The sequence below is a fragment of the Rhodococcus sp. WS3 genome (assembly GCF_003797085.1).
Classification (GTDB): Bacteria; Actinomycetota; Actinomycetes; order Mycobacteriales; family Mycobacteriaceae; genus Rhodococcus_F; species Rhodococcus_F globerula.
This window is the reverse complement of sequence record NZ_RKMA01000005.1, coordinates 168,896-194,988: the sequence shown is the minus strand read 5'-3', so window position 1 is coordinate 194,988 and position 26,093 is coordinate 168,896. Positions and strand designations below refer to the sequence as shown.

Here is a 26,093-nt window from a genome sequence, read left to right as displayed (position 1 = left end):
GTAAGGAACTGCTGGCATGGCCGTTCGCATCGGGGACGGTTCACTTCCGCGCTGACGGAGGGAGAGCATGATGGTCAGAGTGTGGGCTGGAATCGATGCGGGCAAGAGTCACCATCACTGCGTCGTGATCGACGAAGACGGCCGGCAGCTGTTATCGCGTCGGGTGGCGAACGACGAGAGCAACTTGCTCGTATTGATCGCGAACGTGCACGCACTCGAGGTGGATGCAGTGACGTGAGCAACGGATCTGAATCACGGTGGAGCGGCGTTGATGATCGAACTGCTCACCATGCACCACCAAGAACTGCTTTACATCCCGGGCAAGACGGTTCATCACGCCGCGAGTACGTATCGCGGCGACGGGAAGACTGATGCCAAGGACGCGGCAGTCATCGCGGACCAAGCCCGGATGCGGCGGGACCTTCAGCCGCTCCGACATGGCGACGAGATCAGTGCAAACCTTCGGTTGTTGACGGCGCGGCGTGCGGATCTGGTGATCGACCGGACTCGGGCGTTGAATCGACTGAGGGCGACGCTGTTAGAGTACTTTCCTTGTCTCGAAGCCGCTTTCGACTATGCCAACAACAAGAGCGCCTTGGTCTTGTTGACGAGATATCAGACACCGGATCAGTTACGTAGGGCCGGGACGAGACGCGTGTCGGCGTGGTTGGTCAAATCCGAGGCGACGAAGGGAGAGCTGATCGCAGAGACCGCTGTCAGGGTGGCGCACGCGCAACACACGGTTGTCCGATCACAGGACATCGCTTCACGCATCGTCTCTGAACTGTCCCAGGAGGTTCTGCGTCTGCACGAGAACGTGGCGCACGTTGATCACGAGATTGAGGCTCTGCTCCGGCAGCATGTGGACGCGGAGATCCTGCTCAGCCTCCCGGGTTTCGGTCCGCGGCTCGCCGCCGAGTTCCTCGCTGCGATCGGCGGTGGTCTATCGGGCATCGAGAGCGCCGATCGTCTAGCCGGGATTGCAGGTCTGGCACCTGTTCCACGCGATTCTGGCCGGATCAGCGGTAACCGTCATCGTCCGCGCCGATACGACCGGAGGCTGTTGCGTGCCAGTTTCCTGGCGGCGCAGAGTGCCGCACGATATTGCCCGGATTCGCGCGCGTACTACGAAAAGAAGCGATCCGAGGGCAAGAATCACACACAATCCGTCCTCGCTCTCGCCCGACGCAGAGTCAACGTGATCTGGGCAATGCTCCGCGACCACCAGCCCTATCGACCGCGAATTCAAGCTCACACGGCTTGACAAAAACTATTGAGATTCTCGTTCGAGCCGCGCTGCCACGGGGAACGCGAATCGCAGAAGTAGAGCGATCGAGCGATCGAGCGATCATATGTGACGGGCCATTTCGGAGCCTTGATCCCAGGTAATCGACCGCAGCAACACCGCCGGCAGATCGCGCATCCGCGCGGTTAGCGCGGTATGGAGAGAATCGCCGTCACAGAAGGGAAGATACAGCAACCGAACTATCCGTGCCTGGCGCTCGACGAGCGTGCCGATTGCGGATTGGTTGTGGGCGCCGGTGATTAAGTCACCTTCCTTACGTTGTTGTAGTGGGCGATTTCGGACCGTCGTAATGTTCGAATCACCCTCGGGTAGCGGGTATGGCTCAGGTCTCCCTGCCGCATCGGACGGCTCATTGGGAATGGCCGCCCGCTACCCGCCGATAACTCGACCGCCAAGGCCGCACGGGTGCCGCCGACGCGCGGTCGTCGTTTCGGCCAGCGCCGCAATTGTATCCGCTCCACGCGCACTTCACGTGCCGTGAGCAACACAAACCAGTCCACCGTCACCACTGCGCATAATCACCTGAATTGCGTACATAGTCACCGGGATCCAGGGCAAGACGGTAACCGCGCTTGACCACAGTCTGCACCGCTTCGGGTGCGCCGAGACACGCCCGCAATCGCGCCACGGCAGTTTCAACGGCGTGAGTATCACCGCCACCACCGGGCAGAGCGGCAAGAAGATCCTCCCTAGAGACGACGCGACCAGGACTCGCACCAAGGGTTCGCATCAGCGACATCGCCGCGGGCGACAGTTGCCTCACCGCTCCGTCCACGACTACGCAACCGCTTCTAATACTAATTTCATGCGCACCGGCCTGAATTTGATTGGCGCGCAGCGGAAGTTCCTCGACAATATGCCTGGCAAGTGCGCCCAGACGGGAACGGACAGGTCCCGTCGTCGGAACGTTCAGTGCATCCAACGGCGCCGATGCGACCGGTCCGACACACACAGCCGTCACCGACCCGCGCATGGCACCCAGGACCTCGTCGAGCCGTCCCGTACTGTCCGCACGCATCAACAACGACGCCACAGCCGGTGCACTGGTAAAACTGACAGCATCAACTCCGGCAGAAGCGACTGCGTCGATCATCCGATCGAGAAGTGTCGGATCATCCGGTGGCTCCCAACGGTACACACGGACCGCGATGACCTCGGCACCCGCGTCCCGCAACGCCTGACAGAAATAAGAAGTTCGTTCCCACTCGGTGGTGGCGCCGTGCAATTGAACAGCAATGCTCTTGCCCGAGACGCCCTCGGCCAGAAGATGTTCGAGAACCTCGGCCGAAGACTCCGAAACCGGCGACCACTCTTCCCGCAAATCTGCCGCACGGATTGCACCCTTCGCCTTGGGACCCCGAGCCAGCAGATGCGTCGAGCACAGTGCCGCGCTCAAATTCTCGGCCTCACCCCAACCCTCTGCGGCCTCGAGCCAGCCCCGAAATCCGATTCCCGTGGTAGCAACAACAACGTCGGGAGGATTCGAGATGATCTGCTGCGTAACCCGTTCCAGCTCACGATCGTCCGCGAGCGGGATGATGCGGATCGCCGGCGCGAACATCACATCTGCGCCCCGTCGGGTAAGGAGTGACGCAAATTCCTCGGCGCGACGCGAGGCCGTGATGCCGACGGTGAATCCCGCCAACGGCATCTCGTCATTCACGAGGCAGTCTCGACAACGCAACCGGTGCTGCGCACTTGAACTACGCCGGCCCAGACGTAAACCTCATACACCGGAAGCGATACCGACTCGTCGTCCAATGCCCGTCCGTCGATCAACGAGAACGCCTGCTTCAGAAACGGGGACAACACAATTGGTTCACCTTTGCGATCACCGACCAGTCCACGCGATATCACAGCGGCGCAGCCGTACAAATCGAAGTTGCTCACGGCCCGCAAGGTGCCATCCACGAGCCCAAACAGCGCTCCCTGCTCCCCACTGCGAAGCACGGCAACTCCACGGCCCGTAATCAGGTGACTCAGCGAGCACACCGACGTCCACTCGAGTCGCTCTGAAGCCAGCTTGGCGATCCGCACATCGATGACACTCATCGAGTCCTCCTCGTGTTCTGTTTACTCTGTTCTCGGAATCTATTCCTTCCCGAGGACTGACATCACGCCACTTCGCCAGGGCGCTCTTCCCTGCACAGAGGAGACACCCGGGCCGCAACGACACCAGCCCGGCTGCTGTCCTACACCACGCGGAGGTAGGTCCTCATGCCGCTTGACTGCTCAACCAACGTGCGCCGATGCTCCGAGAATCGACGAACTGCATCGTAGTCACCTGCAAGTCTGGCTCGCGCCAGCAGGTACTGACATTGTCCAATCGATCCTCGAGAGTCATGATCACCACCTCCGATCGCCGGCGTAGGTACCTCCTGAACCTCTCACGGACGTGAGCGTTGCGCACGGGCCCAAGTACCCGGATGGATACCTATCTCTCAGATGCCCGCAAAGCCGCAACCTCGTCGCCGGCCAGAACCCGGTCAGCAGCTCGAATGATTCCGAGCGAAACCCTGGACCGGGCCCGAACGCAGCCCAACCGTGGATGCGGCGGTTCAGCCGTGAGGGGCAGCTCGGCACGGCTAGTGGGCTATACGTATTGTGTGCTCATCGCTGATGACCCATACTCTTTAATTTACCCGAGTCTGGGGTCGCCGCCATTTATCCGAGCCCGATCACCCACCCGGACACTGGACGGCCTTCGAGGTGCGGCGACGCTCCGCATGTCGAGGGGGCAGCCACGAATGATCTGCCCTTGTGGCTCACGCCTCGCCGGGGGTAGGTCACTCCGAACGCGTTGAGGCGTAAATTGATGCCCGCACGCATCCGGTTCAGCGTGCCGGCCCTGCAGTTTCCGACTTGAGCTGAGTTTCCGACTTGAGCCCGCAGGGTCCACAATCGACAGATTTCCCCGCCCTTGCGATGAGATTAGAGGCCCTGCTGCCGGAATGGACCGCATGTCGTCAGCGAAGTGACCGGTACGTAACAGGCGGACCGCGCCCATGTCACGTGCTTTCGGGTGCGAGTTCAGTGGTCGGTCGGTATTGAGTGGGACTAGTAAACTCGACGCCTGTCGACCTGCCCCACCCAGGCCGATGACTTTGCCCCTGTCTCTCGAATAATCCGGGGTGGTGTCGCCGAACCTATCCGATCAACGCAAGTCGTCAAGCGGCTGCCGGTTCCGCATCATGAATGGAGCCGGGAAAGGCCTTCGATGCGTCGTAGGTTTGACCGGTGTGAAGGCAGTGATAGAGCTGACCCAGAAGTCGATTGAAGACGTTGCGCAGCGCCGCAGCATGCCGGTCACCGTGTGTTCGGCGCCGGGTGTAGTGGTCCTTGATCGGGCCAGGTCTCGGGATGGCGGCGAAGGCCCAGACAAACCCCACTGCCGCGAGCCTGTTGTTCTTCACGTGCCGATGAGTGATCGAGATTGTGCGACCCGACGCCCTGGTGACAGGTGCGGCCCCTGCAAAGGATTTAAGTCCGCGAGCGTCGGCAAACCGGCCACGGTCGTCGCCGATCTCTGCCAAGACCCTGGCACCGGTAGCCTCACCCAGACCGGGAAAGCTGGTGATGACCGCGTAGTCAGGATGATTCCGGAATGCCTCGGCCGCAGACTCATTGAGGTTTTCGGCGTTGACGCATTCGGTGTTCAATGTTGCCAACAAGGCGATCGCCTGACAACCCATCGCCTGCTCCACCAAGGGTGGTTGTCGCAGCTGAGGAGCGCACAGCGCGTTCTGGATTCGGGTCGCGGTGTCCTCGAGTCGTCGTTGCCTACCCGCCCGCCGCAAGGCTGTAGCGATGCGGGCCTTGGTCAATCGCGCACCCTGGGCAGGTGTCGGTGCGATCGCGAGTATCGCGCGTGCGTCTGCCATGGCAAGGTTCGTGTGACCGGTGCCGGCGAATGCGCTGAGGAAGCCTGGGTAGTACTCGCGCAGGAGTGCACGCAGTTCTTGGGTTGCCTTGGTGCGCCGCCAGATCGCGTCCTGGGCAGCGCGGGCGAAGACCGTGATTGCCCGCGCGAGGTCACTGTCGACGGGCAGCGTTCGGTGCGCGTGCGCGTCGGTGCGCAGAATGTTCGCCAGCGTCATCGCGTCCACATGGTCGGACTTCTTGCGTGCCATCGAGTGCCGATCGCGGTAGCGGGCCACCGCCATGGGATTGATGGCATAGACGTTTCTCCCCCGATCCGCGCGATCCGGCGACCAGCAGACCTCGTGAGGTCTCGATCGTCACGGGAATCGGATCGGTGGAAGTGCCACCTGCCTCGGCGAGCAACCCGAGAAGGTCGACGAATCCTTCAGAGCTATCGTCGATTCGACGCCTTGCCACTAAAGGCCGTCATCATCGACCACCGCGACATCATGGTGGTCCTCGGCCCAGTCGATTCCGCAGAATAGTTTCACCAGCCCCTACCTTCCTCTTGCGTCTGATCTCCTTCGCGTGGCTGCACCCAACGAGAACGCGCGGCACCCTAATGACGAGGCTCGATGGCCTTCCCTCCGATGAGCCGTTCGCGATCCCAGCAATCCGCACGGTTCCGGTCTCGGCCTGAGAGCTCCAAAGCTTACGAACTACGAGGTGTTGACCGTGCGGACCGGCTTGAACCACAAACAACAACTGTGACAACCAGTACCCAGCTGATGGCCCCGACACGCCGCCGGCGCCGATCTATCGGGAGGGATCGCATGTCCCCTGGGACAAGGCAGGCATCCATCGGTCGTGCGGGACCATCACCTCGATCAGTCCGTAACCCACCTTCCAGGCCTAGGTGAGCCGGTATCGGACTGCGCAAGCAGCTCGACGGATACGAACATCCGAACAATCACAGCAGAGAAACATCGTTCCACAGTGACCATTCGGATGCCATTAGGGACAGGGCCGCCGGAAACGCAAACTCACCTCCATCGCAGTCAAACACGCACCCCGTATGGGCGCTCGACTGGCCGACGAGATCATCGCCGCTCTCAGCACACAAACGGTGATAGCACCCGGCAGCAATGCCGCGGAAATTGTCCTACCGAAACTTGCCGAATCTCTCGAAAAAGATTCTGCTGCAACGAAAGTACATCGGCGATGATGTCGTGAGGGTGCTCGCTGACCACCCTCTTTCCTAGCCGAAGATCTCGACGCCCGGCATCGGGATCTTCGGCTGCAACCCGGATCCTGCTCGAGGTCGGTGACGGGTCGGCGTTCAAGTCCGCGGACCACCTCGCCGCCTACGCCGAGATCGCACCGGTGACCCACAGGTCTGGCTCTTCGATCCGCAGTGAACACCCCGCACGATCAGGAAACCGCAAGCTCAAACGCGCCCAGTTCCTATCCGCGTTCGCGGCCCTGCACGACTCGACCAGTCGCTCTGCTACGACTGCAAACGGGCTGAAGGCAAGAAACACAACGCCGCTCTGATCTGCCTCGCCAGACGCCGCTGCGATGTTCTCTACGCGATGCTCACGAACAAGACCCTTTACCAAACGTCTTCCGCTGCAGCAGCTTGATGGAAATTACAGGTACACACCCCTGCCCGCGATCCACGACATCACTGCGCCGCCGTTGACCGTGGATACACACCACTGACAATCACGGTATGAACCTCTGCAGTTCGCGCCGATCGTCGTGCGGTTTCAGTGGACTAAATGATTACAATGACTTGTCCCAAGGATTCGCATGAGGACTGCGGCATCCCTCAAGAACTCGACAGCAGCCCGGTTGGCGACAAGATAGTTGTCGTTCCGACGTATAGGGCGGTGACGATTTCTAGGGCTGATGCGATCACCCGGCATCAGCAACGTACTTTCGCCTCAGCCGATTCGATGACGCTATCCGCTTCCGAAATCGGTGGGAATCCGTATCGCGCAGAGGTAACGTGGTTGCAGAGGTAGCTGCAGTGAAAGTGAAGGTCCCATGTACCCCGCCAACAAGGCAAACCTGGGTGACCTTCCCCATTCGTTGACGAGTTTCGTCGGCCGACGGCGTGAGATATCCGAAGTGCGGCATCTGATGTCCGTGTCACGCCTCGTGACGTTGACAGGCGTTGGGGGTGTGGGAAAAACAAGACTCGCACTACGGGTCGCCGTCGACTCACGTCGAGCATTCGAAGATGGCGTCTGGCTGGTCGGTTTGGGGGAACTGAACGATACCGGCGCAGTCGTGGATACAGTTTCTGCCACATTGAACTTGCGCGAGGGCGGGGGCACTTCGCTCGAAGACCTTCTCCTCGAGTACCTAACATCGAGGAAATTGTTACTTATTCTCGACAACTGCGAACACCTCGTCGAATCGATCGCCGACCTCACTTCGACACTTCTGCACAGCTGCCCAGACCTCCGGGTTTTAGCGACCAGCCGGGAACCCCTGGGAATCGGGGGCGAAGCCGTTTTCCGAGTACCTCCCCTCACCATGCCAGAACCGGATCGTCAGCCCACGATCTCCAATGGACTCAACAACTACGAAGCAATAAGACTCTTCGCCGAACGCGCTGCGACAGCTGCCCCGGACTTCGCCATCACCGAACGAAACCAGGATGTAGTCCTGACCATCTGCCGACGTCTCGACGGACTACCGCTCGCGATCGAATTAGCAGCAGTCCGGCTCCGCGCGATGTCGGCGAATCAGATCCTGCAACGTTTGACAGACCGCTACGCACTGTTGACAAAAGGCAGTCGCGGAGCACCAGCCAGACAGCAAACACTTCAATGGTGCATTGACTGGAGTCACGACTTATGTTCGCACGCCGAACGAGAAATGTGGGGCCGTCTTACAGTGTTCTCGGGCAGCTTCGAACTCGATGCGGTCGAAGGAATCTGTGCTGGCAATATGCCACCGACGCAGGTTGTCGACGTAGTGACGTCCTTGATCGACAAATCGATCCTGATACAAGAAGGCGTCGACGGAACGATCCGGTACCGACTGCTCGAGACGCTGCGCGATTACGGCATGGAACGGCTGCAGGAGACGTCGGAAGTCGCATCTCTATTGCGACGACACCGCGACTGGTACGAAAGGGCGGTGATCGAAGCAGAGAGAAACTGGATCGGTCCGCAGCAGATGGATTGGATCGCAATGCTCGACGCCGAACAACCCAACGTCCGTGCGGCGCTGCAGTTCTGTCTGACCTGGCCAATCGAGGCGGAGGCGGGACTTCGCATGGCAAATGGACTGTATCCGTACTGGCGCGCGCGGGGAAAGCTGCGTGAGGGCATCCGATGGCTCAGGCAGCTTCTGGCAGTTGCGGATTGCAAATCCGGTTTCGAGCGAATCAAAGGCCTGTATGTGCTGAGCGTCATGTCAGCACTGCACGGCGATGCGGATTCTTCATTGCTCAACGCTCAGAAGGGAAGCGCACTCGCTGTCCTCCAGGTCGATGATCCCACCGCCACGGCGCTCATGGCTGACGCCGCCGGCCATCATGCTCTGTTCACTCACGACTTTGCAGGGGCCTCCGCGCATTTCGAATCCTCGCTCGCAGCATTTCGCATAGAAGGTCATATCCTGTACATGATCTGGTCGCTTCTAGGCCTCGCCGTATCCAGCAGTGCGCAAGGGGATTGGGCTCGGAGCGATGAGTGTCACCGGGAAATACTGCAATTGACCGAGTCATGCGGCGAATCCGTCTATCGGGGATGGTCACTCTTGGGCGCAGGAATCGGCGCCTGGAATCGGGGAAACTTCTCACGTGCAAAAGAACTGGCCGAAGAGGGGGTACGACTCGCTCGATCAGCGGATAACCGGCTAGGAGCAGCCGGATGCATGGAGGTTCTCACATGGATCGCTACGGATGAAGGTATCCCCCGGCGCTCCGCGACACTGATGGGCATCGTCGAAGCCATCGCACAGACGGTCGGGAGCCCTAGCGCTGTCTACCCGAACCTCCTCGTCCACCAAGAGCCGTACGAAAAACGGGTCCGCCAATCGATGGGTGATCGCGCGTTCACCTCGGCGTTCCGCGATGGATTCCGTATGCGATTCGAAGACGCCGCAGCATTCGCACTGAACGAGGCAACGGGTGGGTTCAGAGCGCCTGCAGTGTCAAAGACCACCTCCCTCACACGCCGCGAAAGGGAGGTGGCCCAACTCGTCGCCCAGGGAATGACCAACAAATCGATCGCAGCCAAGCTCGTCATCTCACAACGCACTGCACAGGGGCACGTAGAACATATTCTCCGCAAGCTCGGATTCACTTCCCGCAGTCAGATAGCGGCATGGAGTATCGAACAGTCTCAGAGCGCCGAGCCTGAGTAGCGCAAGCCACCTTCAGAAGCGAAATCCACAGCTGTTCTGATGTCAGTCGAACACTCGGTGCGGAGTCTAGTCATGAGCCCCGCCAGGGATCCGAACAGCTCTACTGATCAAATTGGGGCGAGTGGTACGAGCCGATATTCCCTCTACAACGGCTGCACAGTCGCTACGAACGAACGCTCGCCGGTGCGGTCACCGCCATTCGGGCTGCCGCCCGGCGCAGCAGTGGATCGTCGACGAGGGTGTCGACCGTCCAAAAGATGCTGCTGCCTGGTGTTATTCGCGCGATAACACTAGCTGTGCGCAGAAGTCGGTCGCCGGATGTAACGCGGCCGCTGCCGCGCGCGGGTAGGCTGAATAACTGAGTTGCTGCGCTGACTGCGGACTGGTGGGCGGTCGGAGCAGATTATTGGATGTCGGCGGCATTGTTATGGACCGAGGTCGTATCCCTTCACAGAGGAGGGCAAGTCGTCGATGACGGACCACGATGAGCCCGGGCCGCTGGATGGCTTCAGCTCGGAGATCAAAGCGGAACTCGAATCCGAGGGGTTCGTGGAGGTCGAGGAAATCGGCCGTGGCGGTTTCGGGGTTGTTTATCGGTGCCGGGAGCCTTCGCTCGAGCGGACCGTGGCGATCAAGGTGTTGAGTTCGGGTCTCGATCGTGAGGGCTATACCCGTTTTCTACGGGAGCAGCGCGCGATGGGGCAGTTGTCGGGGCATCCGAATATCGTCAACGTGCTGCGCATTGGTGTGACTTCCACGGGACGCCCGTTCATAGTGATGCAGTATCATCAGCAGGGCTCGCTGGACGAGGCTGTGCGCCGTAGAGGGCCGATGCACTGGAGCGCAGCGATCCGTATCGGTGTGAAGTTGGCGGGCGCCTTGGAGACTGCACACCGGGCTGGCATCTTGCACCGGGATGTCAAACCGGGCAATATCCTGTTGACCGACTACGAGGACCCGCAACTGTCCGACTTCGGAATCGCACGTATTGCGGGCGGATTCGAGACCGACACCGGCACCATCACCGGATCCCCCGCCTTCACCGCCCCAGAAGTTCTCGCTGGTGAGCCGCCAACTGTTGCGTCCGACGTGTACGGCCTTGGTTCCACAATGTTCTGTCTCATTACCGGGCATGCGGCCTTCGAGCGGCATTCCGGCGAGCAGATCATTGCCCAGTTCCTGCGTATCGCCTCCGAGTCGGCGCCGACGATGCTTGCGGCGGGCCTTCCTAGCGATGTTCGTGAGGCCGTGGAGAGAGCGATGGCGCGGGATCCGGACCGACGCCCAAGCACCGCAGCGGATTTAGGCAATCAACTCCGCGAGATCGAACGCGCGCACGGGTTAGCCGTTGATGAGATGGCGCTCACGGCTGGCGAGGACGCGGGTTCCGCGCTGATCCAACCCGCGCCGACCATCGGCTATGTCAGGACTGAGGTGCACCGGGGCCCGGGTGACAACGACTCGGTGTCACGGCTGCGACCGCCCAGCGCAATGACCAAGTATCGTCCTCCGAGGTCGTCGCGCGCTCTGGTCGTGCGGACTCGGCTCGCCGAGCGTCTGCAGGATGCGGGTCGGCGACGGTTGGTGTTGATACATGCGCCGGCAGGTTTCGGAAAGAGCACTCTCGCTGCGCAGTGGCGGGAGGTTCTCATCGAGGACGGTGTTTCGGTGGCATGGCTGAGTATCGACGCAGACGACAACAACGTGGTCTGGTTCCTCGCCCATCTGGTAGAGGCAATTCGACATGTCCGAGACGACCTCGCCTCCGACTTGGGGCAGATCCTCGAGGATCGCGGCAGCCAGGCTAGTCGGTATGTACTGACGACGTTGATCGACGAGATCCATGACATTGGGGAGCCGTTGACTGTCGTGGTCGACGACTGGCATCGGGTGAGCAATCCGGAGACGGTGGCAGCCATGGAGTTTCTGCTCGAGCACGGTTGCCACCACTTGCAGGTGATTGTGGCCAGCCGCACTCAAACGGGGTTGCCGTTGAGCAGGATGCGGGTGCAGGACGAGTTGGTCGAGATCGATTCCACCGCGCTGCGCTTCAATGTCGCCGAATCAGGTCGTTTTCTGGTCGATCTCGGTGGTCTGTCGCTGGAACCGCAGGCGATCGCCGACCTGTGCGATTCCACGGAAGGGTGGGTCGCAGCCCTGCAGCTCGCTGTTCTGTCACTGCGAGGACGGGAGCAGCCCGCAGAGTTCATCGATAACCTCTCGGGCAGGCACCGAGGTATCGCCGAGTATCTCGTCGAGAATGTCCTCAACACGCTCGAACCTGACATCGTCGACTTCATGCTGGCAACGTCGGTGACCGAACGTCTGTGCGGTGACCTGGCTGCCAGGCTCGCTCAGGTGGGCAACGGGCAGGTGCTCCTCGAGCAGATCGAGGACCGGGACCTGTTCTTACGCGCTCTCGACGACGAGCGTAAGTGGTTCCGCTACCACCACCTTTTCGCCGATTTTCTTCGGCGCCGGCTCGCACGAGACCAGCCCGAGCGAGTCGCCGCATTACATCGTGAGGCAGCGCTTTGGTTCGCCGACCACGGTCTTCTCAGCGAGGCGGTCGACCAGTCTCTCGCAGCCGGGGACGAGGAGCGGGCTGCCGACCTCGTTGACGGGATGGCATCGATCGAGCGTTCGCAGCTTGCCTCGGCATTGGGGCTGATCGACAAACTGCCAATAACAGTGGTCGCCGGGCGGCCCCATCTGCTGATTGCAGCGGCCTGGGCGCACGTGCTCCTACACCACGAACGCATCATCATTGATCAGACACTCGACGCGCTGAACGTCAGCCTTGCCGCCCTCCCCGATGAGGCCGGGGCGACCGCGGATCTTCGGGTCGAGGCGGCGCTGGTGAAAGGAATTGCGAATCTGCTTGGCGACCACATCGACGGACTACTCGATTTGGTGTCGGACTGTGTCGCCCGCGAGAGGACCTTGCGCCCGTTTGCGCTGGCGGCTGCCGCGAATGTGGCCTCTTATGAGGCAATTCACCGATTTGAGTTCGACGCGGCCCAGCGGTGGCAGAAGTGGGCCGAGCCGTACCACGCGCGCACCACCGGCCCGTTGAGTGCCGTGTACGGATACTGTTTTTCCGGACTCGCAGCCTTCGAGATGCTCCGCGTCGAGGAGGCAGAACGACACTTCCGCCGTGCGTACGAACCGGCCGGGCGCTCAGGCGGCTCGCGGTCATACTCGACACAGCTCGCAAGCGCGATGCTCGGTTGCATGCTCTACGAGAAGGGATACGTAGACGAGGCCGAGCGGTTGCTCGATGAGAGCCACCAACTCGGATCCGAGGGCGGAGTGGTCGATTTCATGCTCGTCACATACGGGACCGGGGCGAGGATCAAGGCCATTCGAGGAGACCTCGTGGCAGCACGCAACCGACTGGACGAGGGGGCCGAGATCGCAGCGGCATTGAAACTGCCACGACTCACTGCGCGCATCGAGAACGAGCGCACACGGTGGAATATGAAGGCCAATATTCGGTCGCCCGTCCAACGAGAAGCAACCACGGAGACAGGCTCATCCCCGCTCAACGGCATCTTGGAGATGACCACCGAACTCTACGAAGATGCAGCCATCCGAATATTGCTCGCCGAGAAGACATCGCACGACGCGGTCGAGGCACTCGAACTCGCGTCCGCGTTGGTAGCCAGGATGCGAGCGCAACACCGTCCCCGCGCAGCCCTTCGCGCGGGTCTGCTCGAGGTGGCCGCGCTGTGCGCGGCGCATGGCGAAGAGGAAGCGGAGGCGGCGTTGGTCCCGCTCGCAGCGAGATGCGCGCAGCTCGGCTTGATCCGCCTGCTATGTGACGAGGGACCCGCGCTGACAAAGCTGGTGGCTTCGCTTCGAGAACGGTTGTTGCACAACCGATGGCCCAGTGAGTGGCCTACGATCGACGAGCCGTTCTTATCGGCGGTCCTGGCCGCCGAACAGACCGAGCCGCCTTCCTCCAGTCCATTGAAATGAATCGGGGCTCCGAGGGACCCCTGGACGTGCCTGGGATACGGCACGTCCCAGTGATCGGCTTCCGTGGACCATGGGAGTGAGCGGCCGCGGTGTCGGTATCAGTGACTGCTCAGCGATCGATGGGTCAGACGGTTTCGAGGGTTTGCTCCGGGGTGGAGACACCCGAAGTCCGTGACTGTCCGGCAATCCCGATACCGCCGAGCAGGATCAGCGCGATGCCAGGGACGATGAACCACCATGTCAAGGTAGTGGCCGCATGGCTCGCGGTGGGGATGTTCGCCGCCAGCTGGAAGTTGCCGACGTTGGCCTCCATGCCAGCAACGAGTGCCTCGAACCTGGGAAGGATGGCGTTGAGCTGCGCTATGCCGGTCGCGACGTCGGAGAAGTTCTGCCCCATGAAGTCTTGGAACTGCCCTGGATCCATTTTCAAGGCGCCGGCCAGCGCGGGCACGGTCTGGGTTTGGAGTTGGTCGGACATCGCCGCGATCACAGTCATGTCCGACCGCACGGCTGCCACTCCCTGGTCGGTGAACACCGGGCCGAAGGCCACAGTGAGATCGTCGACGGCCTTGGCTTTGGCGGGAACGGACAACACCAGCGGGGCGATAACGAACATGAGTCCCACGGCGAAGCCTGCCACCAATGCTGCCCGAGACAGACCCGGTCGGCCGCGAGACAGGGCACCGACGGCGAGGAGGACCAAAACAGCGCCGGGGATCAGGAACAAGAACGGCACCACGGTACTGGGGAGGAAGTTCGTGGGGATCTGATCGGCGTTGCGGAAGTTGGGCGCCTGCGTTTCCAGGCCGGTCACCAGGGCATCGAATTTCGGCAGGATCGTGTCGAGCTGGTCGATGCCGCTGGCGACGTCCGGGAAATTCTGGTCCATGTAGTCATGGAACTGGTTCGGGCTCATAGCGAGCGCGTTCGGCAAGGCGGGCAGGGTCTGCGACTGCAGCTGATTCGACATCGCCTGCACCATGTCCATGTCGGCCCGGGTCTGGGCCAACGCCCGAGGCTTGAAGCTGGCACGCAGGTCACCTGTGAGGTGTTCCACACCCTGGACCTTGATCATCATGTCGGTGACGAGCGGGAATAGAAACAGTACGGCGCCGATCGCGGCGACGCCGCCGAGCACGACGGTTCGTCTTAATGGCATTGTTTTGCTCCCTTGATCATTCATCGGCACAGACCGCTCGTACTGCCCGAAAACGTCCGGTAGGTAAGTGGTCGATCAATTCCATTCGCGTTGCGGTGCAGTCGAATACGTTAGCCAAGCGGTTTGTGGCACATCCAATTTAGGAAAAAACCAAGCCTCGCAGCCTCTGAGGCCACGGAGATGGGTGGGTGTCAGCCGAGATCACCGTCGGCGACGGGATGTTCCGTCGATAGTTATGGTGGTCGACACTTCGAGTCGTCATCCGACTTCGACGCCGGGAAACCAGGTACGTACACACGCTGCACTGACAGAATGCAGCTGCAACGAGCGGCATCAGGCTGATGCGTCGCATTCTGCGACGCGCATGCGGGCCCATCGCGCCTCGATGCAAGCGAGTGCAACCCCTCACACGAAGTGCAGCACGGTGAGTGACAGTTTGTCGGGACGAAAAAAACTGGGCCCCGCGATGACGGAGTAAGGGGCCAGGGGTGGCAGGTCTATGGGTTCCTAAGTTGTTTGTATCGGATCCCCGAACGTCCGGAAGATCCCTCAATTTGACAGTGAAATGTCCGACGGCCGCCACAGCACCGTGAGGTCGTTGTTTGCAGCGCGACTAGCAGAACGTGAGGATCAGTTCCTTCACTTCTGGGGGATACCTGCGGGCAGCACCGCAGCTGCAGGCGAGTCGTAGAGGCGATCCTCGTACTTTTGTTTGGAGATTCCGAAGCTGATTCCTCAGGTCCTCCACCGAATACGGACCACCGCCGGAATAAGTCCACCAAGAGGTCGTCTTCACGTCTTTCTGTGTGACCGTGTAGGTAGAATTCATCGCGGTTACGCCGGTACGGTATTGGTGTGGTTCGTCGCCGCCTTCGCGTAACTTTTCAATGTGAAGTCAGCGGTCAGCACTTCACTGAAAGAGGGACGGCGTGGGCCAGCAAGTATTTTGCGGGCCGCCAAATGGTCGCTTGGTCGATTAATCGATTCGACGCATGTGAGCAGATCGTTCCTGAAACGCAGCACGGAAAAGCTGGAGCTTTCCGAGTCTCCATGGACGATTGTGCGGTCGTCGGCGGACGCTAACCCGGCGATTTGGATATTCAGGTCGAACTGATGGGTCCAGAACCAGGGAACCGAGGCATACGGTCCACTGTCGTGCATCAGTCGACGTGCCACGTGCCGGGCGTGATCGACGGCATTCTGCACGGACTCCAAACGAACGCGTCGGCCCGCATGGACGCTGGGATAGTTAGCGCAGTCTCCGATCGCGCTGATGTGAGGGTCATCAGTGAGCAGTTGGCCATCGACTTCGATCCCGTTGAATGTGGCAAGGTTGGATGCCTGTGCTAGTGCGATGTTCGGTTCCACGCCTATGCCTGCAACAACGGTGTCGGCGCGCAGGACAGCTCCCGTGTCGAGCTCGACGCCGGAGACCGCCCCGTTTCGCAGGGTGAGGGCCGTGACCGCAACGCCATTGATCAGGGTTACACCATGTGACCGGTGTTCTCGCGCAACACAACTCGAAACTGCGGGATCAACGGCTCGCTGCATGATCCGATCGGAAGCCTCAACGACCGCGGTATTGTGCCCCGACGCTGCTGCTGAGGCGGCGACCTCCATGCCGATGAACCCGCCACCGATGATCACCACGTTCTGCGATGGCCCCTGCAGGCGTTCGCGGATTGAGTCGGCATCTGCGGGAGTCTTCAACGTGAAGACTCCCTGTGCTCTTCCTCCTGGAACCGTGAGAGATCGAGGCTCGGTGCCCACCGCAAGTATGAGATGTGCGAAGTCAATTTCCTTACCAGAGCACAAGACGACACGGCACTTCTCTCGGATGATCGCCGTGACAGAGTCTCCGGTGAGCAGTTCGATACTGTGGCGTGAATAGAACTCCTCGGGGCGGAGCGGGAGAGCTTCAGCCGGTGTGTGGCCAGCGAGGTAGCCCTTGGAAAGGGGCGGTCGCTGGTACGGCAGGTCGGGCTCATCTCCGATGAGGACGACCCTGCCGGCGAAAGATTGCTCACGTAGCGACACCGCCGCCTGGTGCCCGGCCTGTCCCGTTCCCACAATGACGATGCAGTCCTCTGAGGTAAACCGATGTGTCTGCATGTCAGTATTGGGTCGACGGAAGTACGACGACAAGCCCGTCGATATCCGCGGTGACGGGGAGTTGGCAGGACAACCGACTTGTCTCCAGGCGAGGGGCGAGTGCATTGTCAAGCATCTCGTCCTCGACCTCGCCAATGTCGGGAAGCGCGATGTCGGTGCTTTCGACATACACATGGCATGTCGCACACATGGCGTTTCCCCCGCACTCGGCAACAATCTCGTCGATACCGGCGCCCAAGGCAGCTTGCATGACACTGGTTCCGTATATCGCATCGACAATGGTTTCGGTTCCGCCGACGAGACGAAAACTTATCTTAGGCATTGAATTTCGTTCCTTCAGGTGTGACTGTTCTGACGAAGGGCGGACCGGGTGTGCGTACCGCTCATGGGCGCGCAGCACCCGGCGCCGGCGCAGGCTCCCGGACGAACCGGAACCTGCCCCGGCTCTAGGTGCGTGATCAGCGCGGATAGACCTTGAGGGGCACGGACTCCATGCCGCGGATGATGTTGTTCGGGTGCAAGTGGGGTTCACCGTTCAGTTCGATCCGGTCGACACGCCTGGCCAGCTCCTTGAACAGCGAGGTCACCTCGAGACCGGATAGGTTCTTGCCAACACAGGAGTGCAGACCGTAACCAAAAGCAAGGTGGTCAGTCGGGTTTCTCCGAACGTCGAATATGTGCGCGTTCGGGTAATGCCGCTCATCTCTATTCGCTGAGGCATAGCTGTGTAGCATCCTCGATCCGGCCGGAATCGTGATCTCGCCGAGCTGAACCTCACAGCTGGTCACCCTTGTGAACCACTGCGCGGTCGATTCCATCCGAGCTCCCTCGATCACTGCACTCGGAACGAGTGACGGATCATCACGGACGATCGCCCACTGGGCAGGGTGCCGCGCGAACAGCAGCAGCAGATTGCCGATCAGACTGGCCGTGGTGTCCAGGCCGGCCAAGGCCGCAACGCCGATGATCCCCAACGCTTGCTCGTCGGTGACCTTTCCAGCGTCGGCGGCCGCCCAGGCCTGCGCGGCGAGGCTGCCCGCCCTGACTTGGTCGCGCCCGAGGCTGGATGCGACGAAGTTGATGAGCTTTTCTACGCTGGGGAGCGTGTCGTCGTAAGTGCCGTCCGGTCCAGTGCAGTGGTACGAATCCGTCGCCCACCGAAGCATCTCCGGGCCGGCGACGGCGTTTTCGGCGCCGAGTGCGTACATGAATACAGCAGAGGGCATCCGCTGTGCGACCTCAGGAACTCCATCGAATTCCCCCATTTCCAAGATCCTGTCGACCACGTCCTTAGCGGCCGCGTCGATGTTCGATTGGTAGGCCAATGCGGGTTTCGGGCCGATTCCCTGCATCATGATCCGGCGAGGAATGGCGTGTTCCTCCCCATCCTTCAGTGCCATGAATTCAGCCCACGCGGTGTTGATCGTGTCACTCATAGCGATGCCGCGGCCTGAGATGAAGGTGTGGGGATCACCCAGAACTCGTTTGACTTCGTCGTATCGGAACGTCCCCCACATGTCGTACTTGGCCATATATGCTGCGGGCCCGATGTCGCGAAGGGTGCGGTAATCGTCGTATGGGTCCGCCAGTGATTCTGCGGAAAACAGGTCGATATCAGATGAGAATCGTTCGGTATCAACCGAAGTCGTGGTTGAGGTTGTCATCGATTCACTCGCTTTCTGTGTTATCTGTGTCGGGGGAAGGTTCTGATCAGTTGCCGAGTGCGGCTGGGGTTTCCGTGCGAGTAGTAACGTCGCGGAGGCCGACTAGGGCATCCTTTACTGCCGAATCAACTAGCAGAGCGAGGTTGTCCGGAGTGATTTCACTCGAGTACACGACGAGAGTTTTGTCCTCGATGGGGATGACATCAATAGTCCCCAGGTGGTGCTCCACGGGAAGGTCTCCACCCTGAATTCGGTACTGGAACCTGCGCAGAAACTCGTTTGAGGTGACGATTTTCTCCTCAAGCCGGCTGCCGTCGCTCAATTCGATGTGGCGAACACCGTTCGAATCGAGATGTGATCGGGAAATCAGTGGGTACCATTCGCTGATGGTTGCCGCATCGCTAACTACCTCCCAAACGCGATCCGGTTTTGCATCGATAAGAATTTCTGCTCGGAGACTCGACATTTGTTTCTCTTTCAGTTGATTCATCGGGCGCAGGTGACTATTCGACCCGTGTCGGCTGTGGTTCTCAAGAAACCGCATCTCCGGACTCGCCTCTTCTGATATACCGAGAGTACCGTGACTACAGTCACATCCATTTGTGCGTTTGTGCAGGACCTATTGTCGTTCTGTGCACACGTCTACCGTCTTGCGTGATATCTTGCGTGCCGATAAGGGTCGATAAGCTGCGTGAGCGCCGCCTTATCCGGCCGGCGAACGTGCCACCGTTGCATCCAGGAAGTACTGACGTGCGGTTTGCTGCCAGTCCGCACAACTGGGTGGCACCGCGATCACGGGACCGGTAGGCGATTTATGTCGATAATTTATGTCGATATGTAGAGCCTGCGGTACTCCGAAGGGCTCGCGCCGTACTTCTCGCGGAATATCCGGCTGAAATGCGCCTCGTTGATCATGCCGTGCGTCGCCGCAATCTCACCGACCGGCCGCCGAGCCATCAGAGGGTCGACCAGCTGCTGCCTTATGCGTTCCAGGCGCCGGTGTCGTACGTATTGTGCGACACCAAATTTCTCGTTTTCGAATGCTTTATACAAGTATCGCACTGAAACGAAATGAGCTGCGGCGATATCCCCCACTGAGAGATGGGATTCCCTGAGATTATCCTCGATAAATGTCTTGACTCTGATAAGAAATGACCGCTGGGCGCATTCTGAATCGCTGGAATCCAAGAGAATTTCCCTGTACAGGGTCTCCACCAGATCGAGAAGAGTCGATGAAACTTTCCGTGCAACGACGTCCGAGAATTCGCCCCGCGAGTCAACCAGATGAAGCAACATCGCTGAGACCAGCTTTCCCAAACCATCGCCATCTGACATTGCGGTAGCTGTCACGCGGGCCATCTGGGTCACATCAAGGTTGAGCGCACTCCGGTCGAACATGGAAACCGCTGTCGTGTGTGGTGAACCGAAACGGGCTGCGAATTCACGGGTCGAGTCGTAAACCGTGAACTGCCCAGGACGGAGGACGGCTGTCCTACCGTCCTGGGTAAACGTAGCGATTCCCGCTCGCTGAAACGCGATGCAATAGTGTTCGCTCTCGTCCGATCGGGCCTGCACTTCAGTGCGAACAATCGTTTCGGGTCTCGCATGCACAACTGACAACTGGATCCCGCCGAGGTGGTGGGTATCGACTTCGCACCGGAAATCGTGCTCCACCTCGGTGCCTACCTGCAACGGAAAGAACGTTCCGCTGAGGGCGTTCTGCCAACCATCGAGTTGTTCTCGAACCCTCTCTCGAGGGTTTCCCGGCGCGATTGGAAATGACATATCGGGTGCGATTCTTGTTTCAGGCTCTCAACTCGTACGGCGAGAATCGCCGTACACACATCATAGAGCGATGTTGACGGCTTTGGTCTGGGTGTAGTGGTCGATGGCGGTTGCGCCGAGCTCACGCCCCCAACCGGACTGCTTGTATCCGCCGAACGGCATGGCGGTGTCGAACCCGTTGTATTGGTTGATCCACACCGAACCGGCCTTGAGCTGACGGGCCGTGAGGTGCGCCTTGGATAGGTCCTTGGTCCAGATTCCGGCGGCGAGGCCGTAGATGCTGCTGTTCGCCGCCTTCGCGACTCCTTCCTCTGCGTTGAACGGCATTGCTACGACGACGGGGCCGAAGATCTCCTCCTCAACGATGCTGAACTCGGGCTTCACGTCCACGAATACCGTCGGTTCGACGTAGAAGCCGGTGCCGCCCCAGCGTTTACCGCCGGTGAGGGCGCGGGCGCCGTCGGCGAGTCCGGCGGCTAGGTAGCCGGTGACCTTGTCGAACTGTTCCTGCGACACCAGCGGTCCGAGCTGGGTGGCGGGGTCGAGTCCGGGGCCGATCTTGACCTGGCTGGCGGCTTCGGCGACCGCGGCGGTGAAGTCGTCGAAGATGCTGTCCTCGACGAACATTCGGGTGCCGGCAACGCAGCACTGGCCGTGGTTAAACAGCCAGGCATTGAGCGATCCGGTGACGGCAGCATCGAAGTCGGCATCCGCGAACACGATATTGGCGCTCTTGCCGCCGAGTTCGAGCGACACTTTCTTCAGGTTGCCCCTGGCGGCGTCGACGATCTTCTTCCCGACCTCGGTGGAGCCGGTGAACGCGATCTTGTCGACGTCGTCGTGGGCCGACAGTGCCGCCCCGGCATCGCCGTAGCCGGTGACGATGTTGACGACGCCGGGCGGGAAGCCTGCCTCCTGGAACACCTCACCGAGCAAGATCGCGGTAAGCGGGGTCTGCTCGGCGGGCTTGAGGATCACCGTGTTGCCGGCCGCGAGTGCGGGCGCCAGCTTGAACGCGGCCATCAGCAGCGGAAAGTTCCAGGGAACGATCAGACCGCAGACACCGACGGGTTCACGCAGCGTGTACGCGTGAAACTGGCCGCCCGGGGCGAACGGCATGCTCACGTTGACCGTGCTGCCTTCGATCTTGGTGGCCCAGCCTGCGAAGTAGCGGAAGATGTCGGCCGACCACGCGACGTCGACGGCCGCGGCGATGCCCGCCGACTTGCCGTTGTCCAGCGCCTCGAGCTGGCCGAATTCCTCGGCGCGCGCGGAGAGGATGTCGCCGACCCGCCAGATCAGCCGTTCCCGCTCGTTGGGCTTCATTGTAGGCCACGGGCCCTCGTCGAATGCTGTGCGGGCGGCCCGGACCGCGCGGTCGACGTCCTCGGCGCCACCACGCGCAACCTCTGTGAGGGCGTGGCCTGTGGCCGGGTCGTAGGTCGTGAAGGTGCGGTCCGATGCGGCCGACACCCATTCGCCTCCGATGAGGAGTTTCTTCGCGCTCCCCAGGAATTCCTGCACGTCGCGGCGGATTGCCCATTCAGTAACAGCTGTCATACGAACTCTCCATTTTGCAAAATCAGCCGGCGGTGCCGCGTTGGCCCTGTCCGGTCAAGGTTTCGGTGCACCTCCGACGTTAGGTGATGGGCGCCACACTCAGTGATGGAAATCGTGCACTGCGCATTGCGCATTTGTGCACACTTCGCCCAATGCTGTGCTGCTTGTACCAACCTTGCATTCCGAACAACATGCCGCGAAGACGCGATCCGTGTGAGCTTTCGGTGCAAACAAGCAGGGCGTTTTCCGATCTTCGGCCTCCGTGTGCAGGTCAAGTTCGAGGCCTGCCAGAGCGGCGCTCCGTTCGGCAGCAAGTCGGGGCCATACTTGAGGGTGGTGCGAGTAGTGCTACCGCTTCCGCTTTAGCTGGACGCCCCAGAATCTAACCACCATGAATCTGAACCCGCGCGCCAATACCGTCGATGGAGTGCTGCGGCGCTCGGCAGCCAAATACCCCGATCGTGTGGCCGTGATCTTCGAGGACCGCACTTTGTGCGCGTGCGTTCTCCTTCATTCAGAACAAGTCGGCTTGGGTGTAGCCCTGCCCCAATCGACGTTTGACGTCGCCGAGGTAGCGAGCAGCATCTGCGCCGTCGACTATTCGATGATCGTACGAGAGTGAGAGATACACCGTGGGGGACCACCGAGATCGTCAAGTTGCCTGATGAATCGTGTACCGGCGCGAGTCGTTCGACAACGGTGTCTGTCCCCAGAATCGCCGACTGCTGCGGGTGATGATGGGGGTGTCGAACAGGGCGCCACGGCTGCCCGTGTTGGTGACCGTGAAGGTGCCGCCGGAAAGGTTCGTCGGCACCGATCTTGCTGGTACGGACGCGGTCTGCGGCGTTTGCGATGCTTTGAGCAAGACCGGAGATTGTTTGATTCTGAGCGTTTCGGATTACGGGAACCATCAGACCTTTATCACTGTCGACAGCGATACCGAGGTGGCACGCCCGGTAGTACGTCACCGTTGTGACGTCGGCATCCAGCGCGGAGTTGACCACCGGATTGTCACTCAGGCAGTGTGTGCTGCCCGAGTAGTAGCCGAGCTCGATACCGGGGGCGATGAGGCCGCCGCGAAACCTACGGTTGCTTCATCGATCAACCCACACAAGATCGAGCAGACGCATCGCCTCGGCAAGACGAGGATCACGGGCGTCGACGGGTGCGTTGTCAAGCGGTGTGACGGACGGAGAAATCGCCGGGTCGCCCGGATGTTCGTAGAGCGCCCACAACCTCAACCCGTCACCGTGGCGGGAGTCGAACTCGATACCGGCAATCGGCTTGCCGTCTGGCCCGTTGAGAGTGTTGATCCATTGCGAAATCACCTGTGTCAATTCCCGCGGCTTGCCGTCGCGGATAGCCGCACCGTCGAGATCGGCGAGGCCGAGCCGAAACGCTGTGCCGCGAAACCCCTTCCACAAGGCCGCCAAACTCTCGACATCACCCGGCACGACAAACCACCCGGCCAGCGCCGCATCCGTCGTCATCCGCGGCGCACACCAGGAGAGTGGGAGTTCGCCAGGAGCAATCGTAGGAAACTCGAACTGGTCCTCATCGTCGACTTCGATGTCGTCGAGGTCCGCGACCATGTCCGGGCTCGGACGAGCATAGGTCAACACTTCGAGATAACAAGCAAGTCGCGTCGAACCGACATACAACGTCCGCCACACCCCTCCTGGGTCGTCCCAACGGCCGGTGAAACGACCGCCGGTGGCGTACTCCTAGGGAGTCCACTCCCACGGCGCAGGACGGAAACCGATGCCATGAGCTCTCACACAGTCGACATACGAGCACGACAGCGCACCGAACGACGTGAAAGTTTGACCAGCCGAGGTCATCCGACCGCAGCGAACTGACGTGCAGCAGCAAGTACCTGAGGCCCGACATCGGCCAGATCACCATCACGCAGAAGAAGCGCGGGTGCACGATCATCCAAGATCGGGTTCAAACCCTGAAACCATGCCTGCGCGACCGTAGCAGTGTCACGGGCAGCGATCAGCTTCGCGGCACGGTACGCGATACGGAGACGTTCGACATCGGTGTCGTTGCCGATCGTTCGCGTGCCCTCCGCCCACTGACGAACCGCCCGTGTTTCCTTCACCTTCCCGAGATACGCGACAAGGCGAGCGCCGAGCATCTCGCGCAGGGCGGTCACCAGTTCCGCCTGCGTCATGCGGGCAGCGAGATTGTAGGCAGCGAGATCAGGCCTCGGATGCGCTGTAGTCATGTAAATACACCTCCTAATCACATGGTAGATCACATCCGAAAAACCCGCCATCAAACACAACGCTCGTGTGGCACCGATCATCGCTGGAACGGGCCGACAAAACTATTGGCCGACCCACTGTTGGCCCTGCCGCAAACCACGTTCCCCCTGCTCAGAAGCCACCATCCCCCAAACGCCACTATCGCGCCCTTGAACGCAACAAGCTTGAGGATCGGTGGTACGACCACGGCAACGCCGTCGTACAAGGGACACCGCTACCCGATGTCGTATGGCGCTGTTGACTTCAATGACCCGGGATCTGAGTGTTAAATGTCGCATAAGCACAGCGCTACATGAGCTCGCAACGGTCAGCAGCGCCCCACAATGGCTGAAGCGGTAACGCCTCAACGACAAACTCTGAAACCACAATGCGCGCATCACAGCCCCTGCAACACCTACCGCGATCGCCCGGACTTCACGTGAACAGTCCTCACGACCACACCCGTGAGCATTCAGAAAGAGCGACGCTAGGTGTCGGTGACCGAATCGGAGCTGACGGTTCGAGTTCTACCCGCATGCCCGCCACAGCCAGCAACGGCGCATCACGGATACTCCCGCCACCGGCCGGGTGCTGCCTTTGCTACGCATCCAAGTCGAGTCGATCCATGTCTACTCCCCTGGTTTCGAATGAAAACGCTGCAACTCCGCCCACCCAGCAGGGCCACCTGTATCCGCCGCAATGGCAACGGGAATGTCCGTCTATCTCCCCCTCGAGGTGTCGCCACGGCCTGCGCGGCGCCGCTCGCTGCTCTACTACTCGGCGCGACCGGTTGCAGCCCCGCGACCCCTGCGGCCGACACGAGTCGCTGCCCGGCAACCGATATGCCAGTACGACGCTCGCGGCGAGTAACGACTCGTACGGCGCACCGACCACATCCCCCGAGATGGTGAACGCCTGGGGTATTGCGATCAGACCGCAAGGCGAGGGTGGGCATTTCTGGATCGGCGGCGGCGGGACGTCGTTCCAGTTCGTCGGCGACGTAAGCGCATCCCCAACCTGGCGCTGCGACCGTTGCACCAGGACGCACTGCGCGAGATCACCATCCCCGGCGCCGACTCCGACACCACCGACACCGGCGGCGGAAAGACCACCGGCGTAGCATTCAACCCCGCACCGCTGAACTCCGATAGCTTCGCCGTCGACGGACACCTCGAAATGCTCAGCGGCTCATCATGATTCCTCTTCACCACCGACACAGGGCACATCGCCGGCTGGACCGAACAGGGTGCCGACGGCCGGATCGTCCGCCACGACGGACCCGCGTTGCAGATGTTCGACGGAGGCTCGGCGGGGATGACTTCTTCGGTCTCGCCCTCACCCCCGGCCGTGACGACACCTTGTGGGTAGCAGACTTCGGCATTGACCCGCAGATCCGACAGTTCAACAAGGCTTGGCAACCGGTCCCGACACAGGATTCGTCAACCCGTTCGCGACCGGCGACCCGATCGACCCCGCCAACCCGGGGTCGGGCAAGCACGCGAGGCCGGGTGACCCCGCACCGTTCAACCTCGTCACCACCGGCGACCGCGTCTTCGTCACCTACGCCGTCACCAAGGCTGCCGAGGACTCCGCCGACGGCACCGACTTCGATGCGAGCGAAGAGGACTCGTTGGATGCAGAACGAGAGGTCGCGGTCGGCGACCGCCCGGACCGCGGCAAGGTCGCCGAGTTCGACTGGGGCGGCGTGCGGGTACTCGACGACGGCGGCCGTCTCAACGCTCCCTGGGGCCTAGCGATCGCGCCAGCGAACTTCGGAGCGCTCAGTGGCAGCATCCTGGTCGGCAACTTCGGCGGTGCCGGACACATCGCCGCATTCGACGACACCACCGGAACCTTCATCGACTACGTTCGGGATGAATCCGGTGCTGTCCTCGGCATCGAATGGCTGTGGGGACTGCTGTTCGGCAACGGGGAAAGCCTCGGCGACAGCAACTCGCTCTACTTCACCGCCGGCCCCGCCGACGAAAAAGACGGCGTCTTCGGCCGCCTCCGTGCCGCGAACTGAGCAG

14 protein-coding genes and 7 pseudogenes are annotated in these 26,093 nt (G+C 60.9%); 6 read left to right on the top strand and 15 right to left on the bottom strand.

Annotated elements, in window-relative coordinates:
• Positions 1 to 70: 70 nt before the first annotated feature.
• Positions 71 to 1,264: pseudogene (locus EEB13_RS30390) on the top strand (IS110 family transposase).
• Between the two features lie 8 nt (positions 1,265 to 1,272).
• Here the strand turns inward: EEB13_RS30390 and EEB13_RS32540 are convergent.
• The 4 genes and pseudogenes from EEB13_RS32540 to EEB13_RS30375 all read right to left on the bottom strand — a co-directional run.
• Positions 1,273 to 1,393, bottom strand: a pseudogene (locus EEB13_RS32540) (IS30 family transposase); the annotation flags it as partial.
• 415 nt (positions 1,394 to 1,808) lie between these two features.
• Positions 1,809 to 2,969, bottom strand: coding sequence for a uroporphyrinogen-III synthase (locus EEB13_RS30385; RefSeq protein ID WP_045063247.1), 1,161 nt, complete (start codon positions 2,967 to 2,969; stop codon positions 1,809 to 1,811).
• The gene (gene nirD, locus EEB13_RS30380) at positions 2,966 to 3,358 is read right to left on the bottom strand and encodes a nitrite reductase small subunit NirD (protein WP_045063248.1); all 393 of its coding nucleotides are present in this window, start codon (positions 3,356 to 3,358) and stop codon (positions 2,966 to 2,968) included. Before nirD ends, EEB13_RS30385 begins: the two co-directional genes overlap by 4 nt.
• Positions 3,359 to 4,473: 1,115 nt before the next feature.
• Positions 4,474 to 5,718: pseudogene (locus EEB13_RS30375) on the bottom strand (IS110 family transposase).
• Between the two features lie 482 nt (positions 5,719 to 6,200).
• Between EEB13_RS30375 and EEB13_RS30370 the strand changes: the two are divergent.
• From EEB13_RS30370 to EEB13_RS30360, 3 genes and pseudogenes are all read left to right on the top strand, one after another.
• Positions 6,201 to 6,810 (top strand): annotated as a pseudogene (locus tag EEB13_RS30370) (transposase); the annotation flags it as partial.
• Between the two features lie 406 nt (positions 6,811 to 7,216).
• Positions 7,217 to 9,553, top strand: coding sequence for an ATP-binding protein (locus EEB13_RS30365; RefSeq protein WP_045063368.1), 2,337 nt, complete (start codon positions 7,217 to 7,219; stop codon positions 9,551 to 9,553).
• A 471-nt stretch (positions 9,554 to 10,024) separates the two neighbouring features.
• Entirely contained in the window at positions 10,025 to 13,534 is a 3,510-nt protein-coding gene (locus EEB13_RS30360) for a serine/threonine-protein kinase (protein ID WP_045063369.1), read from the top strand.
• Between the two features lie 124 nt (positions 13,535 to 13,658).
• Here EEB13_RS30360 and EEB13_RS30355 read toward each other — a convergent pair whose 3' ends face one another.
• The 7 genes from EEB13_RS30355 to EEB13_RS30325 form a co-directional block, all read right to left on the bottom strand.
• Complete coding sequence (locus EEB13_RS30355) at positions 13,659 to 14,717, bottom strand: hypothetical protein (protein WP_261984687.1); 1,059 nt, start codon at positions 14,715 to 14,717, stop codon at positions 13,659 to 13,661.
• Between the two features lie 810 nt (positions 14,718 to 15,527).
• Positions 15,528 to 16,805, bottom strand: coding sequence for an NAD(P)/FAD-dependent oxidoreductase (locus EEB13_RS30350; protein WP_045063371.1), 1,278 nt, complete (start codon positions 16,803 to 16,805; stop codon positions 15,528 to 15,530).
• A gap of 1 nt (position 16,806) precedes the next feature.
• Positions 16,807 to 17,127: a 2Fe-2S iron-sulfur cluster-binding protein gene (locus tag EEB13_RS30345; protein WP_045063372.1), complete on the bottom strand. Its 321-nt coding sequence runs from the start codon at positions 17,125 to 17,127 to the stop codon at positions 16,807 to 16,809.
• 136 nt (positions 17,128 to 17,263) lie between these two features.
• The gene (locus EEB13_RS30340; protein WP_045063373.1) at positions 17,264 to 18,469 is read right to left on the bottom strand and encodes a cytochrome P450; all 1,206 of its coding nucleotides are present in this window, start codon (positions 18,467 to 18,469) and stop codon (positions 17,264 to 17,266) included.
• A gap of 46 nt (positions 18,470 to 18,515) precedes the next feature.
• Positions 18,516 to 18,959: an SRPBCC family protein gene (locus EEB13_RS30335; RefSeq protein ID WP_052683265.1), complete on the bottom strand. Its 444-nt coding sequence runs from the start codon at positions 18,957 to 18,959 to the stop codon at positions 18,516 to 18,518.
• Positions 18,960 to 19,294: 335 nt separating this feature from the next.
• Positions 19,295 to 20,254 carry a helix-turn-helix domain-containing protein gene (locus tag EEB13_RS30330; RefSeq protein WP_141486960.1) on the bottom strand — a complete coding sequence of 320 codons (960 nt, stop codon included), beginning with the start codon at positions 20,252 to 20,254 and terminating at the stop codon, positions 19,295 to 19,297.
• A gap of 60 nt (positions 20,255 to 20,314) precedes the next feature.
• A complete protein-coding gene (locus tag EEB13_RS30325) occupies positions 20,315 to 21,814 on the bottom strand; it encodes an aldehyde dehydrogenase family protein (protein ID WP_045063378.1) in 1,500 nt (499 codons plus the stop codon).
• Positions 21,815 to 22,205: 391 nt separating this feature from the next.
• Here EEB13_RS30325 and EEB13_RS32535 point away from each other — a divergent pair, with 391 nt between their 5' ends.
• Positions 22,206 to 22,436 carry a hypothetical protein gene (locus EEB13_RS32535; protein ID WP_052683266.1) on the top strand — a complete coding sequence of 77 codons (231 nt, stop codon included), beginning with the start codon at positions 22,206 to 22,208 and terminating at the stop codon, positions 22,434 to 22,436.
• Here EEB13_RS32535 and EEB13_RS32530 read toward each other — a convergent pair.
• From EEB13_RS32530 to EEB13_RS30305, 4 genes and pseudogenes are all read right to left on the bottom strand, one after another.
• Positions 22,329 to 22,628: pseudogene (locus EEB13_RS32530) on the bottom strand (2-oxo acid dehydrogenase subunit E2). The gene EEB13_RS32535 and the pseudogene EEB13_RS32530 overlap by 108 nt on opposite strands.
• 58 nt (positions 22,629 to 22,686) lie before the next feature.
• A pseudogene (locus EEB13_RS32525) lies at positions 22,687 to 22,782 on the bottom strand (2-oxo acid dehydrogenase subunit E2); the annotation flags it as partial.
• Positions 22,783 to 22,908: 126 nt separating this feature from the next.
• Positions 22,909 to 23,487 (bottom strand): hypothetical protein, encoded by a 579-nt coding sequence (locus tag EEB13_RS30310; RefSeq protein WP_239654578.1) that lies wholly within the window; start codon positions 23,485 to 23,487, stop codon positions 22,909 to 22,911.
• A 164-nt stretch (positions 23,488 to 23,651) separates the two neighbouring features.
• Positions 23,652 to 24,044 carry a hypothetical protein gene (locus tag EEB13_RS30305; RefSeq protein ID WP_045063380.1) on the bottom strand — a complete coding sequence of 131 codons (393 nt, stop codon included), beginning with the start codon at positions 24,042 to 24,044 and terminating at the stop codon, positions 23,652 to 23,654.
• A gap of 708 nt (positions 24,045 to 24,752) precedes the next feature.
• On the opposite strand from EEB13_RS30305, the pseudogene EEB13_RS32350 reads away from it, so the two are divergent.
• A pseudogene (locus EEB13_RS32350) lies at positions 24,753 to 26,089 on the top strand (TIGR03118 family protein).
• The last annotated feature ends 4 nt before the right edge of the window (positions 26,090 to 26,093 follow it).

What these genes read in the sequence shown, in the direction of transcription:
- nirD (WP_045063248.1), bottom strand. Translation starts at nt 3,358, where the DNA reads ATGAGTGTCATCGATGTGCGGATCGCCAAGCTGGCTTCAGAGCGACTC.
- EEB13_RS30365 (WP_045063368.1), top strand. Translation starts at nt 7,217, where the DNA reads ATGTACCCCGCCAACAAGGCAAACCTGGGTGACCTTCCCCATTCGTTG.
- EEB13_RS30360 (WP_045063369.1), top strand. Translation starts at nt 10,025, where the DNA reads ATGACGGACCACGATGAGCCCGGGCCGCTGGATGGCTTCAGCTCGGAG.
- EEB13_RS30355 (WP_261984687.1), bottom strand. Translation starts at nt 14,717, where the DNA reads ATGAATGATCAAGGGAGCAAAACAATGCCATTAAGACGAACCGTCGTG.
- EEB13_RS30350 (WP_045063371.1), bottom strand. Translation starts at nt 16,805, where the DNA reads ATGCAGACACATCGGTTTACCTCAGAGGACTGCATCGTCATTGTGGGA.
- EEB13_RS30345 (WP_045063372.1), bottom strand. Translation starts at nt 17,127, where the DNA reads ATGCCTAAGATAAGTTTTCGTCTCGTCGGCGGAACCGAAACCATTGTC.
- EEB13_RS30340 (WP_045063373.1), bottom strand. Translation starts at nt 18,469, where the DNA reads ATGACAACCTCAACCACGACTTCGGTTGATACCGAACGATTCTCATCT.
- EEB13_RS30335 (WP_052683265.1), bottom strand. Translation starts at nt 18,959, where the DNA reads ATGAATCAACTGAAAGAGAAACAAATGTCGAGTCTCCGAGCAGAAATT.
- EEB13_RS30330 (WP_141486960.1), bottom strand. Translation starts at nt 20,254, where the DNA reads ATGTCATTTCCAATCGCGCCGGGAAACCCTCGAGAGAGGGTTCGAGAA.
- EEB13_RS30325 (WP_045063378.1), bottom strand. Translation starts at nt 21,814, where the DNA reads ATGACAGCTGTTACTGAATGGGCAATCCGCCGCGACGTGCAGGAATTC.
- EEB13_RS32535 (WP_052683266.1), top strand. Translation starts at nt 22,206, where the DNA reads ATGAATCTGAACCCGCGCGCCAATACCGTCGATGGAGTGCTGCGGCGC.
- EEB13_RS30305 (WP_045063380.1), bottom strand. Translation starts at nt 24,044, where the DNA reads ATGACTACAGCGCATCCGAGGCCTGATCTCGCTGCCTACAATCTCGCT.